This is a genomic window from Embleya sp. NPDC059237 (genome assembly GCF_042754105.1).
Taxonomy (GTDB): Bacteria; Actinomycetota; Actinomycetes; order Streptomycetales; family Streptomycetaceae; genus Embleya.
The window spans coordinates 607893-624331 of record NZ_JBHZAE010000003.1 but is presented as its reverse complement, the minus strand read 5'-3'; the positions used below and the strand labels follow the sequence as shown (position 1 = coordinate 624331).

The 16439-nt window shown below is 70.1% G+C and carries 12 protein-coding genes and 1 pseudogene; 6 read left to right on the top strand and 7 right to left on the bottom strand.

All coding sequences use genetic code 11. From position 1 onward, the window contains the following. Window positions 1-33: 33 nt before the first annotated feature. A complete protein-coding gene (locus ACFXKZ_RS13425; protein WP_379999697.1) occupies window positions 34-1074 on the top strand; it encodes an alpha/beta hydrolase family esterase in 1041 nt (346 codons plus the stop codon). Window positions 1075-1122: 48 nt separating this feature from the next. Here ACFXKZ_RS13425 and ACFXKZ_RS13420 read toward each other — a convergent pair whose 3' ends face one another. Then, window positions 1123-2214 (bottom strand): acyltransferase, encoded by a 1092-nt coding sequence (locus ACFXKZ_RS13420; protein WP_379999695.1) that lies wholly within the window; start codon window positions 2212-2214, stop codon window positions 1123-1125. Window positions 2215-2352: 138 nt separating this feature from the next. Here ACFXKZ_RS13420 and ACFXKZ_RS13415 point away from each other — a divergent pair, with 138 nt between their 5' ends. Further along, on the top strand, window positions 2353-3306 hold the full coding sequence (locus ACFXKZ_RS13415; RefSeq protein WP_379999693.1) for a 4-hydroxy-3-methylbut-2-enyl diphosphate reductase: 954 nt from the start codon (window positions 2353-2355) through the stop codon (window positions 3304-3306). A gap of 124 nt (window positions 3307-3430) precedes the next feature. Here ACFXKZ_RS13415 and ACFXKZ_RS13410 read toward each other — a convergent pair whose 3' ends face one another. Next, on the bottom strand, window positions 3431-3994 hold the full coding sequence (locus tag ACFXKZ_RS13410; RefSeq protein WP_379999691.1) for a DUF6542 domain-containing protein: 564 nt from the start codon (window positions 3992-3994) through the stop codon (window positions 3431-3433). A 349-nt stretch (window positions 3995-4343) separates the two neighbouring features. Continuing rightward, window positions 4344-4886, bottom strand: coding sequence for a hypothetical protein (locus tag ACFXKZ_RS13405; protein ID WP_379999689.1), 543 nt, complete (start codon window positions 4884-4886; stop codon window positions 4344-4346). A 135-nt stretch (window positions 4887-5021) separates the two neighbouring features. Between ACFXKZ_RS13405 and ychF the strand changes: the two genes are divergently transcribed. After that, window positions 5022-6095: a redox-regulated ATPase YchF gene (ychF, locus tag ACFXKZ_RS13400; protein WP_379999687.1), complete on the top strand. Its 1074-nt coding sequence runs from the start codon at window positions 5022-5024 to the stop codon at window positions 6093-6095. A 135-nt stretch (window positions 6096-6230) separates the two neighbouring features. On the opposite strand, the gene ACFXKZ_RS13395 is transcribed toward ychF, so the two are convergent. The 3 genes from ACFXKZ_RS13395 to ACFXKZ_RS13385 all read right to left on the bottom strand — a co-directional run bounded on the left by ACFXKZ_RS13395 (window position 6231) and on the right by ACFXKZ_RS13385 (window position 10578). Beyond that, entirely contained in the window at window positions 6231-8111 is a 1881-nt protein-coding gene (locus tag ACFXKZ_RS13395; protein WP_379999685.1) for a DNA/RNA helicase domain-containing protein, read from the bottom strand. Window positions 8112-8221: 110 nt separating this feature from the next. After that, window positions 8222-10072, bottom strand: a complete 1851-nt coding sequence (locus ACFXKZ_RS13390; protein WP_380000024.1) for a DNA/RNA helicase domain-containing protein — start codon at window positions 10070-10072, stop codon at window positions 8222-8224. 377 nt (window positions 10073-10449) lie between these two features. Beyond that, complete coding sequence (locus ACFXKZ_RS13385) at window positions 10450-10578, bottom strand: DUF6408 family protein (protein ID WP_379999683.1); 129 nt, start codon at window positions 10576-10578, stop codon at window positions 10450-10452. A 198-nt stretch (window positions 10579-10776) separates the two neighbouring features. Here ACFXKZ_RS13385 and ACFXKZ_RS13380 point away from each other — a divergent pair. After that, a pseudogene (locus tag ACFXKZ_RS13380) lies at window positions 10777-10937 on the top strand (exodeoxyribonuclease VII large subunit); the annotation flags it as partial. Between the two features lie 93 nt (window positions 10938-11030). Here the strand turns inward: ACFXKZ_RS13380 and ACFXKZ_RS13375 are convergent. Next, the gene (locus tag ACFXKZ_RS13375; protein WP_379999681.1) at window positions 11031-12173 is read right to left on the bottom strand and encodes an acyltransferase family protein; all 1143 of its coding nucleotides are present in this window, start codon (window positions 12171-12173) and stop codon (window positions 11031-11033) included. A 119-nt stretch (window positions 12174-12292) separates the two neighbouring features. Between ACFXKZ_RS13375 and xseA the strand changes: the two genes are divergently transcribed. Next, complete coding sequence (gene xseA, locus ACFXKZ_RS13370) at window positions 12293-13522, top strand: exodeoxyribonuclease VII large subunit (RefSeq protein WP_379999679.1); 1230 nt, start codon at window positions 12293-12295, stop codon at window positions 13520-13522. A 182-nt stretch (window positions 13523-13704) separates the two neighbouring features. Continuing rightward, window positions 13705-16428, top strand: coding sequence for an immune inhibitor A domain-containing protein (locus ACFXKZ_RS13365; protein ID WP_379999677.1), 2724 nt, complete (start codon window positions 13705-13707; stop codon window positions 16426-16428). The last annotated feature ends 11 nt before the right edge of the window (window positions 16429-16439 follow it).

Below are 16439 nucleotides of genomic sequence, written 5' to 3'. Positions count from 1 at the left end.
GGACCCGGGTCGCCGAACGAGGTGGGGTGGGCTGTGGCGGGATTCCGGTACCCGGGCCTGCGGGGGGTGGGTCGCGCGCTCGCGGTGTTCGCCGCGGTCGCCGCCGTACTCGCCGTGTTCGCGCTGTCCCGACTGACCGCGCACGCGAACGATCCCGCCGCGCGGGCCCGCTCCGCCGCGGTGGACGTCGGCTGCGACGGGCGCGACCGGCAGGGGTGGGTGAGCGTGCCCGTGTCCTTCTCCGGCGAGACCTTTCGGGTCCAGGCGTACCTGCCGCAGAGCTACGACGGCACCGATCCCCGGCCGCTGGTGCTCAACCTGCACGGCAGCAACAGCACCGGCGCGGCGCAGATGGCGATCACGGGGATGGGGGCGTCCGCCGAGCGCCACGGATTCGTCGTCGCGATCCCCGAGGGTGGGCTCAAGTATCCGGGCAGCGGTCCCGGGCGGGCCTGGAACATCCCCGGCGTGCCGCTGTACGGCGGGCACCCGGCCGCGGCGGGCGGGCGGGACGAGGTCGGCTTCGTGGGCGCCGCGCTGGACGCGCTGGACCGCTCGTTGTGCCTGGACGATCGGCGGGTGTACGCGACCGGGTTCTCCGGCGGGGCGCGGATGACGTCGCTGCTGGGGTGCACGCTCAGCCGGCGGATAGCGGCGATCGCCCCCGTGGCGGGTCTGCGCGCGGACGGCACGGACGGTGCCCGGCCGGCGCCGTGTCGGCCGATCCGGCCCGTCCCGGTGCTGACCTTCCACGGGCTGGCCGACCAGGCGAACCCCTACGACGGCGGGCCCGCCTCGCGCTGGACGTACACGGTGCCCGAGGCGGCGCGGCGCTGGGCCGGCATCGACGGCTGCCCGGGCAAGCCGGTGCGCACGCGTGTGTCCCGGCACGTGGAGCGCACGACGTACGGCGACTGCGCGGGCGGTACGTCGGTGGTCCTGTACACCCAGTCCGACGCGGGGCACACCTGGCCGGGCGCGCCCGGCGTCGAGGTGCGCGGCTTCGGGCGGATCAACCAGGAGATCTCGGCGAACGACCTGATGTGGGCCTTCTTCACCAAGTACTCGTTGTGAGGCGGCTACTCGCGGTGAGGCGGCACGGCGGCGCGGGGCGGTCGGGGTTCAGGACTGCGGGCGCAGCCGGTCGAAGCCACGCATGATCGCCCGATGCGCGGGGCGCTCCACCAGCACCGTGAGCAGCCAGCCGAGCCCGATCGCGAGCAGGGCCAGCGCCAGGAGTTGGCCCCACGCGCCGACCCCGTGGTCCTGGAGGCGGCGCATCACCACGTAGCCGATCGACTGGTGCACCAGGTAGACCGCGTAGGTGATGCCGGCGATCCATTCGAGCACGCGGCCGGCCCATCCGGGCAGGAAGCGGTTCCAGTCCGGGCCGAGCGCCGCCAGGCAGATCGCGGCGATGCCGATCGCCAGTCCGACGCTCCAGGACACGTGCCGGGTCTGGCACAGATGCGCGAACGTACAGGTGCCCAGCAGGAATACCGCGTGTGCGCCGCGCACCCGCCGCCGCGACCACAGGTGCACGACGATGCCCGCCACGAACAGGTGCACGCGGTACAGGCCGAACCCGTCGTAGAGGGTGCGGAACGCCTCCGACTGCAGGTGCAGCCGGATCGGCAGCAGGAACATCTCGACCAGCAGCACCGTCCACAACGCCCGGGCCGTCGCGTCGCCATGCACCCGGCGCCAACGCCACAGCGCGAAGATCGCGGTGAACCAGAGGAGCTGCAGCGGAATCGTCCAATAGGCCGCGTCCACATAGGTGTAGGACTGCGGTTTCCAGTTCCACAACATGGCCAGATTGGCCAGCACGTCGCGCAGGTCCGGCGCGTACCACCCCGGCGGCGCGCACAACCGCAGGAACAGCGAGGTGCCCAGGACGCCGACCAGGAAGGCGGGCACCATCCGCGCCATCCGGCCGACCCACCAGCGGACCACGTCCCCCCGGCGCAGCGAGTGCGCCGCGAAGTAGCCGGAGACGACCAGGAGCAGGCTCGCGCCGAGCTGGTACGGGAACACGATCGGGCGGGCGACCAGTTCGGGATGCCACTGGCGGGCCAGGTAGGTGCCGTGGAAGAGCAGGACCAGCGCCACGAACGCCACCCGCAGCAGATCCCAGCTGACCCGGCGCCGTTTCGCGGATGCCCGACCGCCCGAGGTGTCGTTTTCGGGCCGTTCCGCTGAGCTGAAGGGCATCCGACGTCTTCCCGTGGACGGCGTGGGCGGGCACGGGTACGGCGGATTCGCAACCGGCCCCGACCAAAGGACCCTATTACGTGCGCTTTGCCGCTCGGACGCCGATGGATCACCGATCGGCGCCCGTACGATGGAGCCATGTCGTCAACCAGCCGCGTCCTGCTCGCCGCCCCCCGGGGCTACTGCGCGGGCGTCGACCGAGCCGTCGAGACCGTCGAGAAGGCCCTCGATCTGTACGGTGCGCCGGTGTACGTGCGCAAGCAGATCGTGCACAACAAATACGTCGTCGAGACGCTGGAGAAGCGTGGGGCGATCTTCGTGGAGGAGACGGCGGAGGTGCCCGAGGGCGCCACGGTCGTCTTCTCCGCGCACGGGGTGGCCCCCGTGGTGCACGAGGAGGCGGCGGCCCGGTCGCTGCGCACGATCGACGCCACGTGTCCGCTCGTGACCAAGGTGCACAAGGAGGCCGTGCGCTTCGCCGAGGAGGGCTACGACATCCTCCTGATCGGCCACGAGGGCCACGAAGAGGTGATCGGCACCTCCGGTGAGGCGCCCGACCACATCCACCTGGTGGACGGTCCCGAGGGTGTCGCCAACGTCGAGGTGCGCGACCCGTCGAAGGTGGCCTGGTTGTCCCAGACCACGCTGTCCGTGGACGAGACCGTGGCCACCGTCAAGGAGCTGCGCAAGCGGCTGCCACTGCTGATCGACCCGCCCAGCGACGACATCTGCTACGCGACGCAGAACCGCCAGGTCGCGGTGAAGCAGATCGCCGCCGAGTCGGACCTGGTGATCGTGGTCGGCTCGACCAACTCGTCCAACTCGGTGCGCCTGGTCGAGGTCGCGTTGGAGGCGGGCGCTCGCGCGTCGTATCTGGTCGACTACGCCGAGGAGCTGAAGGAGGAGTGGCTGGAGGGGGTCGGCACCGTCGGCGTCACCTCCGGGGCCTCGGTGCCCGAGGTGCTGGTCGACGGCGTGCTGGCCTGGCTCGCCGAGCGCGGCTTCGGCGATGTGCACATCCACCGCTCGGTCGAGGAGCGGCTGCAGTTCGCGTTGCCGCAGGAGTTGCGGCGGGATCTGCGCAACTCCTGAGCGGTGGCGCGTGGGCGCTACGTGTGGGGCCTGTCCGGGTGCGCTCGGGCGGGCCCTTTTGGGTGGCAGGCCCTTTTGGGTGGCGGGCTCGGCGGGGGTGGGCGGGCCGCTCGGGTGCCGGTGCTCAGGTGCGGTCGGTCAGGCGGCGTTTGATCAGGACCACGACGGCGGCCAGGGCGGTGCCGCCCCACAGCAGGCCGGCCTTGAAGGACAGCGCGGTGAGCAGGTCCAGGCCGACCCGGGTGAGGTAGCTCTCGTGCGTGTCGCCGCCGAGGAGGGTGCTGACCAGCACGACGGTCACGGCGAAGGCGATCGGCGGCGCGATGATGGCGGCGATCCAGTCCTGCGCGCGTACCTTCCAGGCCACGAAGACGGAGCTGATCAGGAACGCGAGGCCGAACACGAGGCCGAGGCGGTCGGTCGCCAGGTGGTCGACAAGGCCGCCGAGCAGGGTGCCGCCCAGGCCGAACACGGCCGCGCCCGCGGCGGTGAGGCCGCCGGTGTAGGCCGGTCGGTACGCGCCGGCGGCACCGGGCGGGCGCCGGGACGGGCCGGGACGCGGCTGTGGGCGGGCGGCCCGCTGCGGATGGGCGCGTCGGGGCCGGCCGGCGCGTTCCCCCGGCCCGCGCTCGGCCGGCGGTGGGCCCGCGGTGGGTGGCGGCGGTCCGGTCGGCGGTCGACGACGCACCGGCTCACCTCGTCCCGGCGCCGGCACGCGAGACCGCTTCGGTGGGTTCCGGGGCGGGACGGGACGCGCTCCCGCTCGGCTGCGCTGTTCCATCCCCACAAGGTATTGCCGCATCACGGTCAAAACCGTCCAAGAACACGAAAAACCTCACCCGCCCGTGTCGAACCGTGCGCCCGGTCGCCGTTTCGTCCTCGATTGTCCGTCCTCGATCGTGGTGAATCGCCGTGGATCGTTGTGCTTGTGCCCCCGATCCGGGTGGGCTCACCAGGGAGGACGCTCGCGGGGCGGGAATCGGTGGCGGAATCGGCCGAGGAATTCGGCGGACAGGCGAAATCGGGCGGAGGGACCGTCACCCCCGAGCGCCGCTCTCCACGAGGTCGACGGCACGGACCACCTCGTCGGTGCTCAGCACCCGGACCGCGATGCCGCGCGGCGCGGCGTACCAGCGCAGGTCCACCGCCAGATACGCCAACGTGTCCTTGTCCAGGAAGTTGATCGTGTGCTGCTTCCGGGAGCCGTCGCGCATCGTGCAGCGCACCACCGCGTAGCACGGGGCGTCGCCGGTGCCGACCTTGAGCTTCGCCTCGACCGCACCGATCTCCTCCCAGCGCAGACCGCGGGTGCGGAACAGGCCGTGGAAGACCAGGCCATTGGGGCCGATCGACAACTTCCGGTACTGATAGAGCGCGTAGCCCAGGAGTACGAACAGGGTCAGCCCGCCCCACAGCGCGACGCTCCAGAGGGTGGACAGGCCCAGATCGGCCAGGTCGAGCAGGCCGAGTCCGACCGGGACGAACGCGGCGACCAGCAGGACCCGCATGGGTTTGGCCTCCCACAGGACGCCGTCCGTGAGCTGCCTGCGGTTGAGGTTGATGTTCGAGGTGCGGCTCATCGATGTCCCCGTCGTCGAGTGTCCGGCGTACGAAACCAGGGATGCTACTGGCCGCGGGCCACCGCCTACACTTCCCGGAGGCGCTTGTATGTCCGCAGCGCGCCACATCGATCGCCGAGAAGCCAGGGAATCCAGTTGTCGCTCACCATCGGAATCGTCGGCCTGCCCAATGTCGGCAAGTCGACCCTCTTCAACGCCCTGACCAAGAACGACGTGCTCGCGGCGAACTACCCCTTCGCGACCATCGAGCCGAACGTGGGCGTGGTGGGCGTACCGGACCCGCGACTGGACAAGCTGGCGGAGATCTTCGGGTCGGCCCGCAAGATCCCGGCCACGGTCGACTTCGTGGACATCGCGGGCATCGTGCGCGGCGCGTCCGAGGGTGAGGGCCTGGGCAACAAGTTCCTCGCCAACATCCGCGAGTCGGATGCGATCTGCCAGGTCATCCGGGTCTTCACCGACCCCGACGTGGTGCACGTCGACGGCAAGATCTCGCCGGCCGACGACAAGGAGATCATCGAGACCGAGCTGATCCTGGCCGACCTGCAGACCATCGAGAAGGTGCTCCCGCGCCTGCAGAAGGACTCGCGGCTGCAGAAGGACAAGATCGCCGTCGCCGCCGCCGTGCAGCAGGCCAAGGAGGTCCTGGAGGCCGGCACCACGGTCTTCGCCGCGGGCCTGGACCCCGAGCCGCTGCGCGAGCTGCACCTGCTGACCGCCAAGCCGTTCCTGTACGTCTTCAACGTGGACGAGGAAGAGCTGGTCAACGAGACGCTCAAGGCCGAGCTGCGCGAGCTGGTCGCGCCGGCCGAGGCGATCTTCCTCGACGCCAAGATCGAGTCCGAGCTGATCGAGCTGGACGAGGCCGAGGCCCTGGAGCTGCTGCAGAGCCTGGGCCAGGAGGAATCCGGCCTGTCGATCCTGGCCCGCGTCGGCTTCGACACCCTGGGCCTGCAGACCTACCTGACGGCCGGCCCCAAGGAGGCCCGCGCCTGGACGGTCCCCAAGGGCGCCACCGCCCCCGAGGCCGCCGGCGTCATCCACACCGACTTCCAGCGCGGCTTCATCAAGGCCGAGGTGATCGGCTTCGCCGACCTGGTCGAAACCGGCAGCCGCACCGAGGCCCGCACCAAGGGCAAGGCCCGCATGGAGGGCAAGGACTACATCATGCAGGACGGCGACGTGGTGGAGTTCCGCTTCAACGTCTGACCGCCGCGACACCTTCCATCGGGTCCGGAACCCGGCGGGGGCCGACCCTCGAGGACCGGCCCCGCCGGGACGGCGTTCACCCGGGTGCCTGCGCCCGGCGCGGACCCGAAGCCGAGGTCCGCACCCGGGTGAACGTCACACAGCCGCGAGACTCGATGTCGCGCCGGTCAGCTCCCGCAGCTTGCCGCGGGTCTCGGCGTCGGTCGAGTACACCACCGTGCCGATCATCCCCCGCGTCAACAGCACCTTGTAGGTGTTGCGGATCAGTCGGTCGACGTCCGCGTCCGGAGTGGACTTCCTGAAGACCGGATCCTTGGACGCCGTACGGTCGGTGATCCAGCGATCACCGCGCCACACCAGGTCGGGGCCGATGATGACGCCGCTCCAGTCGTACTCGAAGCCTTGTGCCGTGTACACGCATCCCACCTGACCGAAACCGGCCGGATCGGTTGCCCACAGGGCGGCCGGTGGCGCGCCTGCGACGGCTCGGTCACCGTAGACGTTCCAGGGGCGCTTCCACTCCCCCACGACGACATCCGCCGGCAGTGCCTGTCCGGCCGGCACCTCCTTCGTCCACTGCCAGCAGTAGCCCGCGGCCATGCGCGCGCTGTACTTCAGGGCACGGCGGCCGTCGAGGAATGCCTCCATCTCCTGCGGACTGTCCGCGATCAGGAGCTGCATCCTGTCGTCCGGCTCCCAGGTCACGGGGCCGCCCGGCTCGAGTTCCAGCAGCCGCACCACCCACCGCAGATATGCATCGCTGCCACCGCACCGGAACTGACTGTCCAGCGGCACGACCCGGCAGCGAAGCCCCTTCTTTGCGGCCGTCGTCTCGATCTCCCCCAGCGTGCCCATCTCGCCGGGACGAACGACCTGATGCTCGTCCAGCAGGAACACCGGAACACGAGCCGCGTCGATGAGTTCCTCGATCTGGGGTTTGCCGGTGCGATGCGAAGCCCGCGTGTAGCGGTTGGCCGACGTCTCCCGCATACGGTGGGCTTCGTCGCAGATCAGCACATCGAGACTGTTGCGTTCGGCGGTCATGAAGCTGTTGAAGTACTTGAAGAGATCCTTCACTTCGCGCTTTCGAGCGCCCACGATCTTCCTCATCGTCGTGGTGAACGAGCTGGATCCCGTCGCGTGCAGCGCGGTGATTCCGCGCCGGTACAGCTCGCCGAGGAGCGACAGCGCGATGACGCTTTTGCCGGTGCCGGGGCCGCCGGTGACGACCACGACCTCCTTGTGATCGGACTCCTTGGCCCGACGGACGGCGTTGAGGACGATGCGATACGCGACCTGCTGCTCGTCGAGCAGGACGAACTGCTCGCGCTCGCGCACCTCTTCGGCGGCGACCGCCATGAGCTGTCGCGACGGGCCGATCTTCCCGTCGACGAACTCGTCCGCAGCCGACGCACCGGAGCCGGCTCCCAGCCTCGTCCGCAGAAATTCAAGGAACTCCCCGCGCCGCGCGCCGATGAAGAGCCGACCGAGTCGGTTCTGTTCGGTGCCGAAGAGCCCGCCCACGCCGAACTGGGTTGCGTTGTGCAAGTAGGCGGCGCCGCTGATGCGTTCGGGGTGTTCGGCCAGGGCTCCGTTGAAGGAGACGAGGTACTCGCAGTATCCGCGCACCTGGTCGACGGGGTTCAGCACCGGCCGGGCGTAGGCATCAACGTGGCACAGCGAGGGATCGTCGTCGTCGGGTTCCGCGCTGCTCCACTGCTTCAGTTCCACGACGACATACGACGGCAGACCGGTCTCGGGGTGTACGCCGGCCAGCACGGCGTCGGCCCGCTTGCTGGTCAGTGGCAGCCCGTACTCCAGGAGCATCTCCACCTGCCCGAGCCCGGCATCGTTGAGCGCGCTCGCGAGTACCGGGATGCTCCGCTCCCACGAGCGGACCTCGGACGAGCCGGGCCGGTAACCGTGCAGGTGCACGAACTGCTCCGTCAGGCGGAGATAGAGAGCGCCGGAGAGGCACTCGGCGGCGACCGCGGCGGCGGAGTCGCGGAACAGCAAGGATTGCCCCCAGGCAGCACGAAGGAACTCGTGCGGGTGGGGGCATGTCCTTGGCGACTCCGCCAGGCGGAGCGGAAGCCCGGCGGGCCGCAACTACGAGGAAACAAAGGCTACCTGCGACCTCTGCCATAGGCCGGTGGCAGTTGTGATCCTTCCGCGGTGAGCTTGGGTCGGGCACCGACATAGTGCTGCATGCCGATGGTGCCCGGGATGAGCCTGCGCAGCGCGTTGTGGGTGTCGGGATCGACCGAGTAGACCACCGTGCCAACGACGCCGCGGGTGAGAAGCACGTGATAGGCGTTGCGGACGCACCGGGCCACGGTCGCGTCGTCGACCGAGGTCCGGAAGGCGGGATCGCAGGACCCGGTCCGGTCCACCGTGAACCTTCCGTCCCGGAAAAGCAGGTCGGGGCCGATGATGACGCCGTTCCAGTCGTACTCGAAGGTCTGCGCCGTATAGACGCAGCCGATCTGCCCGATGCCCCGGGAATCGGTCGACCACATCGCCGCCCTCGGCGCGTGCGCAACGCTGTGATCGGGCTTCACGTTCCACGGCATCCGCCAGTCGCCGATGTGCACATCGTCGACGAGCCGTTCTCCATCCGGGGCGCTCCACGGCCAGCAGTAGCCCGCGGTGATGCGTGCGGTGGCCCCCTCCAGGGCACGTTGCCGTAGGAAGTCGTCGAGTTGCCCGGGGGAATCGGCGACCATGAGATTCATCCGTCCATCCGGGCGCCAGGCCACGGGGTCGGAGACGTCCAGCCCCAGCAGCTGCTGGACCCAGCGCTGATACCGCTTGCTGCCGCCCGCCCGGAACATCACCTCCAGATCGATCATTTCGACCTGACAACCGCACTCTTCGGCGCGCTGCCTGAGGTAGTCGGCGGTGCCCACCTCGTCCGGGCGGATCGACTGATGGTCATCGAGCAGGAAGATCGGTACCTTCGCGGCCCTGATCAATTCGTCCGCCTGCGGTCGGTCGTCGTTCCGGAGTTCCTTGCGGGTCCAGCGGGATGTCGAGTTGCGCCGCAGGCGATGAGCCTCGTCGCAGATCAGGACGTCGATACCGTCAGGCGGGGCATCGGTGAAGCTGTTGAAATACCTGTACAGCTTGCGGGCGCTCCGGTGTCCGTCCGACCTCAGCGTGCGTGCCGTACTGCCCATCAGTTCACGCAGCGTCTCCGTGTACGCGTGGGATCCGCTCGCGAGCACCGCCTCACGGCCCTTGAGCCCGAGCGCGCGCAGCAATTCCAGCGCCACGGCGCTCTTGCCGCTGCCGGGTCCACCGCGCAGGACGAAAACGCGCTTGCCGGCCGAAACGAGGGCGGGGCCGTCGACCGAGTCGAGGTCGGCGAACAACCCGACGTTGAAACCCGTGTGGGGCACGGTCTTTTCCAGATGCCGGGTGATCCGGTCGCACGCGACCCACTGCTCGTCGAGGAGCATGAGGCCGCCGCCGGTGACGGAGCGCTGCCGTGCCACGTCGGTGACCTTGAGCAAAGGTTCGCAACGTGCCTGTTCCAGTGCGCGGGCGGCCTCCTCTCCGGACGCAGCGGCGAATTTCGAGGTGAGGACTCGTCGGAACCGCTTGAGGTCGTCGAGTGTGTAGAGGAAACCGTGCTCGGACTCCGGGAGTTCGAACAGTGCCTCCACGTCGGCGTCGCGCGCGTTGTGCAGCAGCACCACCCCTGTCAACCGGTCTTCATTCTCTCGAAGATGGGGGAGATAGCGCATCATGAACTCGCAGTAGCGCTGAACCTGGCGCACCGGATGGAGCTTGTTCTTCCCGTCGCCGAACCCGAGATCGACGGCGATCGGGCACCGTGGATCGACCGTGGCGTGCCGTACCTGCTTCAACTCCACCGCGAGGTAGGAGTCCATTCCCGTGCCGGGATGCCGGCCGCATAGCACGAGGTCGACCGCACAGTTGGTGTGTGGCAGGTCGACCTCGACCTGCACCATCACTGCGCCGAGCCCACAGTCCAGCAGAGCCCCGACCACTATGGGGATGCTGTTGTTCCACGCGGCGATGTCGCCCTTGCCGGCCGGCCGCTCCTTGACCTCGGAATGCCGGCGCATCAATCGCTCGGTAAGCGGAAGATCCGTCGATCCGGCCGAGGCGACGACGAGTCGACCGAGTTCGGCGGCGGACAGTTGCAGGAGCACGAAGGATCCCCAGGCACGAGATGACTCGTGCGGGTGGGGGCATGTCCTTCGTGGCTCCGCCGAAGCGGAGCGGAAGCCCGTCGGGCCGCATTGACAGGCCGTAGCCTAACCCGCGCCGTGGCTGGGCGAGGGCGGGATGAGGGCGGGTCCCGGAGACCCGCCCTCCGCCCGGCTCAGCCGAGGCGGTGCACCACGATCTGCGCCAGCATCCATGCCAGGTTCGAGCCGAAGCCCGCCATGACGCCCACCAGGACGTCACGGACCCAGATGCGGTGCTTGCGCGGGTACTCGACGGCAGCCATGGGAATCCGTCCCCTTCGGTTGTGACCGATGACGGATGCCGGATGGCTCCCGCCGGGAACACACCGTGAAATCACGCCACCGAACCGAACGGCCCATCAACCCGCAGACCACGTCGCGTACTTCCGCCGGGAAGGACACGTAGTGCGCGGCCACGCTAACTCACGACCGGGCGCCGTGGTCAAGCCGTTTCCGCCACAAGGCGGGTAGCGCACGGGGAGTGGTGGGGCCGGGTGGGGGGGTTGGTTCGTAGCCTCGCGGCGCTGCCGTACCCGCCGCACCGGGTCGGGCTGGTGTGCGGCGGGCCTCGGCGGCAGAGCGGGACGTATTGCAGAACGCGCAGCGGCGGTGGCCGGCGGTAGGGGCGCCATCGCCCCCGAGGCCGGCGGCTTCATCAAGGCCGAGGTGATCGGCTTCGCCGACCTGGTCGAATCCGGCGGTCGCACCGAAGGGGTCAGGGGTCGGAGGTGCGGAGGCGGGTCAGGGATGTGGTCAGGGCTTTGTCGAGGGTCTTGGACATCGGGCGTTCGGCCAGGCGGTGGAGGAGCCAGGCGGATATGAGCATCGTGACCGTCACCGCGGCGAGGACGGCCCAGGCGGGGCGGCCCGGGCGGTAAAGGGCGTGGATCAGGGTCCAGCCGAGGTTTTCGTGGAGCAGGTAGAGCGGGTAGGTCAGGGCGCCCAGGGTGGTCAGGCCGGACCAGGAGACACGGTCCAGCTTGCCGAGGGCGAGGGCGATCATCAGCGCGTAGAACACGGTGACCAGGGCCATACAGATCGTCGCGGACAGGTGTGGCGGGTTCGCGTCCACCCGGCGGGGCATCTCCTCGACCGTGGAGTTCTGGGCCAGCAGCCAGGACATGCCGACGATGCCCCACAGCAGCGGGTCGGGGCCGAATCGGCGGACCAGGTACAGCGCGACGCCGCCGATGAAGAACGGGGCGTACCTCGGCTCGGTGACGGCCCGGAGCAGGTCGTCGTGCGCGCCGGCGGCGGAGACGGTGACCACCGTCCATGCCACGCAGAACAGGACCGTACGCCGGTAGGTGACCCCGCGACCGAACCCCACCACCAGGGCGAACAGCAGGTAGAAGCGCAGTTCGGCCCACAGGGTCCAGTACACGCCGTCGACGTGCGGGACGCCCAGCGGCTGTTGCAGCATGGTCAGGTTGGTCAGCACGTCGCTCGGCGTGGGCGCGTGCCGCACCGTCGGCCACAGCCGCAACACCACGGCGCTCAGCACTACCGCCACCCAGTAGGCCGGGTAGAGCCGGACCACACGGGAGCGGAAGAAGTCGCCGAGCGTACGCCCCCAACTGCTCATGCAGATCACGAACCCGCTGATCAGGAAGAACAGTTCGACCCCGAGCCAGCCGTAGGCGGCGAACCGGGACAGGCCCGGCAGCAGTTCAGCCGCGGACCGACCGTCCCAGGCCCGGGTCTCGTCGCCGCTCTCGTAGCCGACGTAGTGGTACAGCATGACCATGACCGCGGCGAGGAAACGAAGCCCGTCCAGAGCGGCCAGCCGGACCCTGGGCGGCTTGCCCACGTGCGCGACGGGTGGGGCCTCGACCGATCCGAGTCTCACGGGTCTCATAACTGCATAAATGCACGACGCTCTCGTTTCGTTGTGTCGATCGGCGCGTGGTGTCGCTCGGTGCGCCGTGCCGGCCGGCGCATCGGGGTGCGTGGAGACCGGGCGGATAACCTCTGGGGATGGCTCTCACGACGTCCGCCGAAGCGCCCCTGCCCGTGGCCGAGATCTCTCGGTTGATCGGGGGGTGGATCGATCGGCTCGGGGCGGTGTGGGTCGAGGGGCAGATCACGCAGCTCAGTCGGCGGCCGGGGGCCGGGGTGGTCTTTTTGACCCTGCGCGACGCCGAGCAGGACGTGTCGATTTCGGTGACCTGCTATCGGAAGGTCTTCGACGCGGTCGGGGACATCGTGGCCGAGGGGTCGCGGGTGGTCGTGCACGCGAAGGCGGACTGGTATCGGGCGCGCGGGACGTTGTCGTTGCGGGCGGCGGAGATTCGGCCGGTGGGCATCGGGGAGTTGTTGGCCCGGCTGGAGCAGTTGAAACGATCGCTCACCGCGGAGGGGTTGTTCGATCCTCGGCACAAGCGGCCATTGCCGTTTTTGCCGCATCGGGTGGGGTTGGTTTGCGGGCGGGCCTCGGCGGCCGAGCGGGACGTGTTGGAGAACGCACGGCGGCGGTGGCCGGCGGTGCGGTTCGCGGTGCGGAACGTGGCGGTGCAGGGGGTGAGCGCGGTGCCGCAGGTGGTGTCGGCGGTCCGGGAGTTGGACGCGGATCCGGATGTGGATCTGATCGTGGTGGCTCGTGGGGGTGGCAGCGTCGAGGACCTGCTGCCGTTCTCGAGCGAGGAATTGGTGCGGGCGGTCTTCGCCTGTACGACGCCGGTGGTGAGTGCGATCGGGCATGAGCCGGACTCGCCGTTGCTGGATCTGGTGGCGGACTTTCGGGCTTCGACGCCCACGGATGCGGCGAAGCGGATCGTGCCGGACATCCGCGAGGAGTTGCACAAGGTGCACCAGGTCCGCGATCGGGGGCGGCTCGCGCTCCGGGCCCGGTTGGATCGGGAGTATCAGGGTCTGCGGGCCGCGCGTTCGCGGCCGGTGCTGGCCGACCCGCACCGGATGGTGGACCTGCGCGCGGAGGAGGTGGCCGCCCTGGTGGACCGCTCGCGGCGTACCCTGCGGCACCTGTTGGACCGGGCCGAGAGCGACCTCGCGCACACCCGCGCTCGGGTGGTCGCGCTGTCCCCGGCGGCCACCCTGGAGCGCGGCTACGCGGTGCTGCAACGCGCGGACGGCCACGCGGTCCGGGACCCGGCCGAGGTGGCGGCGGGCGAGAAGCTGACCGCGCGGGTGTCCACGGGGCGCTTCGACGTGGTGGTGGCGGACGGCCCACCGGCGTCGGGCGACTGACGGGGGCTCGCGACATCCGGGCCGCGCTCATCCGGGTCTCGCTCATCCGAGTCCCGCACGTTCGGGTTTCGCTCGACGCGTCTCACTCGTTCGGGTGTGGCGGGCGGGTCGGCTTGGCCCATTCGTAGGACAAGACGTCCTACCTCACCCGATCAGCTGTCGAAGCGGCTTATTTTGCGCATGTGTTGCGTCATCTGCTCGCCGCGTCCGCGTTGTTGCTCACCGGCGTCGCCACGTCCTCCGTGGCCGCCGCCGACGACTCGCCCGCGCGGTGGAATCCGTCAGCCGCCGACTCCTACGTCAACTACGTCGCGCCGAGGGACCCGTTGCCGCCCGACGGACCACCGGGCGCCTCCCCCGAGGTCCGCGCACGCGCCCTGGCGGCCGATCGGCGCGCCCGGCAGTACGACCGCAAGTTCGCCGCCGGGAATCCCGTCGCCGCGCGCCGGCTTGCCCGGGCCGAGGCGGTCGCCGCTCGGACCGGGGTCAGTCCTCGGGCCCAGGAGGGGGCGCCGCACCGCGAGGCGCGGCTGCTGACCGTCCTGGTCGAGTTCGACGATCACGCCGACGACGACTTCTCCGGGTTCCGCCGGCCCACGAGCGTGGCCGATCCGACCTGTGTGACCGAGCCGCCGGGCACCGTCAAGAACGGTCCCCGGCACAATCTGCTGCCGGATCCGGCGGTCGGCGGCGGGGACAACAACACGCTGTGGGTCGCGGACTTCGGCAAGGATCACTACGAGCGGATGCTCTACTCCGATCGGGGCATCACCGAGCGCGTCCGGCCCGACCTGACCGGCCCCGACGGCAAGCCGGGCATCGACCTGACCGGCCTGACCATGCGCTCGATGTACCGGGAGATGTCGCACGGCTCCTACTCGATCGGCGGCGAGGCGGCCGGCTGGGTGACCGTCCCGCACTCCGAGGCCTGGTACGCCGCCGGCCACTGCGGCGCGATCCGCCAGGACAACGGCGGCAGCCCGCAGAACCCGCGCGGGGTACGGCAGTTCGTCACCGACGCAGTGGACGCCCTGGCCACCGCCCGGCCCGACTTCCCGTGGGCGGATTACGACAAGGAAGACCCGGGCGACGCCGACCACGACGGCAACACCCAGGAGCCGGACGGCGTGGTGGACCACCTGGTCCTGGTCCACGCCGGCAAGGACAAGTCCGCCGGCGGCGGCGCCGAGGGCACCTACGCCATCTGGGCACACGCCTCCACCGTGCTCTTCGGACACCAGGTCCCCGGCAGCAACATCAAGATCGCCAACTACATCGTCCAGCCCGAGGACTCCGGAGTGGGCGTCTTCGCCCACGAGTTCGGCCACGACCTCGGACTCCCCGACCTGTACGACAACTTCAGCGGCGGGGACACCGACGTCGACTTCTGGGACCTGATGTCCTCCGGATCGCACGCCGGCCCGCTGTTCCAGACCATGCCCGCGCACATGGGCGCGTGGTCGAAGTACGTGCTGGGCTGGATCGATCCCCAGGTCGTCCCGGTCGGCGGCGCGCCCTCCACCGTGCTGCTCGGCGCCGCCGCCGCTCCGCCGCCCGGCACCCGCGACGCGGTCCGGGTGAACCTGCCCGACGAACGTGTCCGGATCGGCACCCCGCACAGCGGCACCCACATGTGGTACTCGGAGCGGGACCAGGAGTGGTCCGACGCCCGCCTCGTCCGCGACCTCACGATCCCCACCGGCGGCCCCGCGACCTTCTCCATGTGGAACGACTACACCATCGAACAGGACTGGGACTTCGGCTTCGTCGAGGCCTCCACCGACAACGGCGCCGGCTGGACCCAGCTCGCGGTCAGGGACGAGGCCGGCAACCCGGTGAGCACCCCGCCCGACTATCCCGACCCGAACCACAACCTCGCCGAGTTGCGCAAGACCAACGGCCTGACCGGCACCACCAACGGCTGGCGGCACGACCACGTCGACCTGACCCCGTACGCGGGCCGAAACATCAAGCTGCGCCTGACCTACAACACCGACGCCGCCTTCATGGAGAAGGGCTGGTTCGCCGACGACTTCACGCTCACCGGCGGCGCCGACGGCGGCACGGTGTGGTCCGACGACGTGGAGCGGGGCGACAACGGCTGGATCGCGACCAAGGGCAGCACCACGGTCACCCGCGGGGCGGGCTGGGGGCAGACCTCCGGCGAGGTCGAGCGCGAGCAGTACTACCTCCTGGAATGGCGCGCGCCCGTCGGCTTCGACCGCGGCCTGAGCCACGCCTACACCGCCGGGCACAACGACGAACGGGGCGTACAGGTCCGCCGGTTGGCCTACAACGTGCCCGGCATGCTGGTCTGGCTGCGCGACGCCGAGTACCAGAACAACGGCGTGAACTTCAATCTGGGCGCACCGCCCAGCTACGGCGCAAAGGGCCAGACCCTGCTCGTGGACGCCCATCCCGACCCGCGTCGCTGGACGGGCGAGGCGGCCGCGCACTACACGGTGAAGAGCAACCCGCGGAAGAACCTGGACAGCCGGGCCCAGTCCGCCGATGCCGCGTTCGGCTTCGCCCCCACCCCGACGTTCGTCGCGTGCCACTCCAACGGCGCGTGGTGCCAGGATTTCGCCGCCCGCGAACCGGTCCGCGCGTTCTCCGACGCGCGCGGCTGGGCGCCGGGCGTGGAGTACGTCGACGGCACGCCCGTGGACCGCTTCACCGACGGGTCGACCGTGGTGCCCGCGCGCGGGCCGTACAGCACCCGGGTGGTCCTTCCGGACGGCTCGCCCGATCCCGAGCACTACGGCGTGCCGTACCAGGGTTCCGTGCTGGGCAGTGGCGATCCCGGCCCCACCCTCGCCTACGGCGCCTCGGCCGCGCTGGTGAGCCCGGCCGGACGCGACCCCCACCGCGGCGCCGCCGTGCGGGTCACCTCCGCCCGCCGATGACCCCGACACCC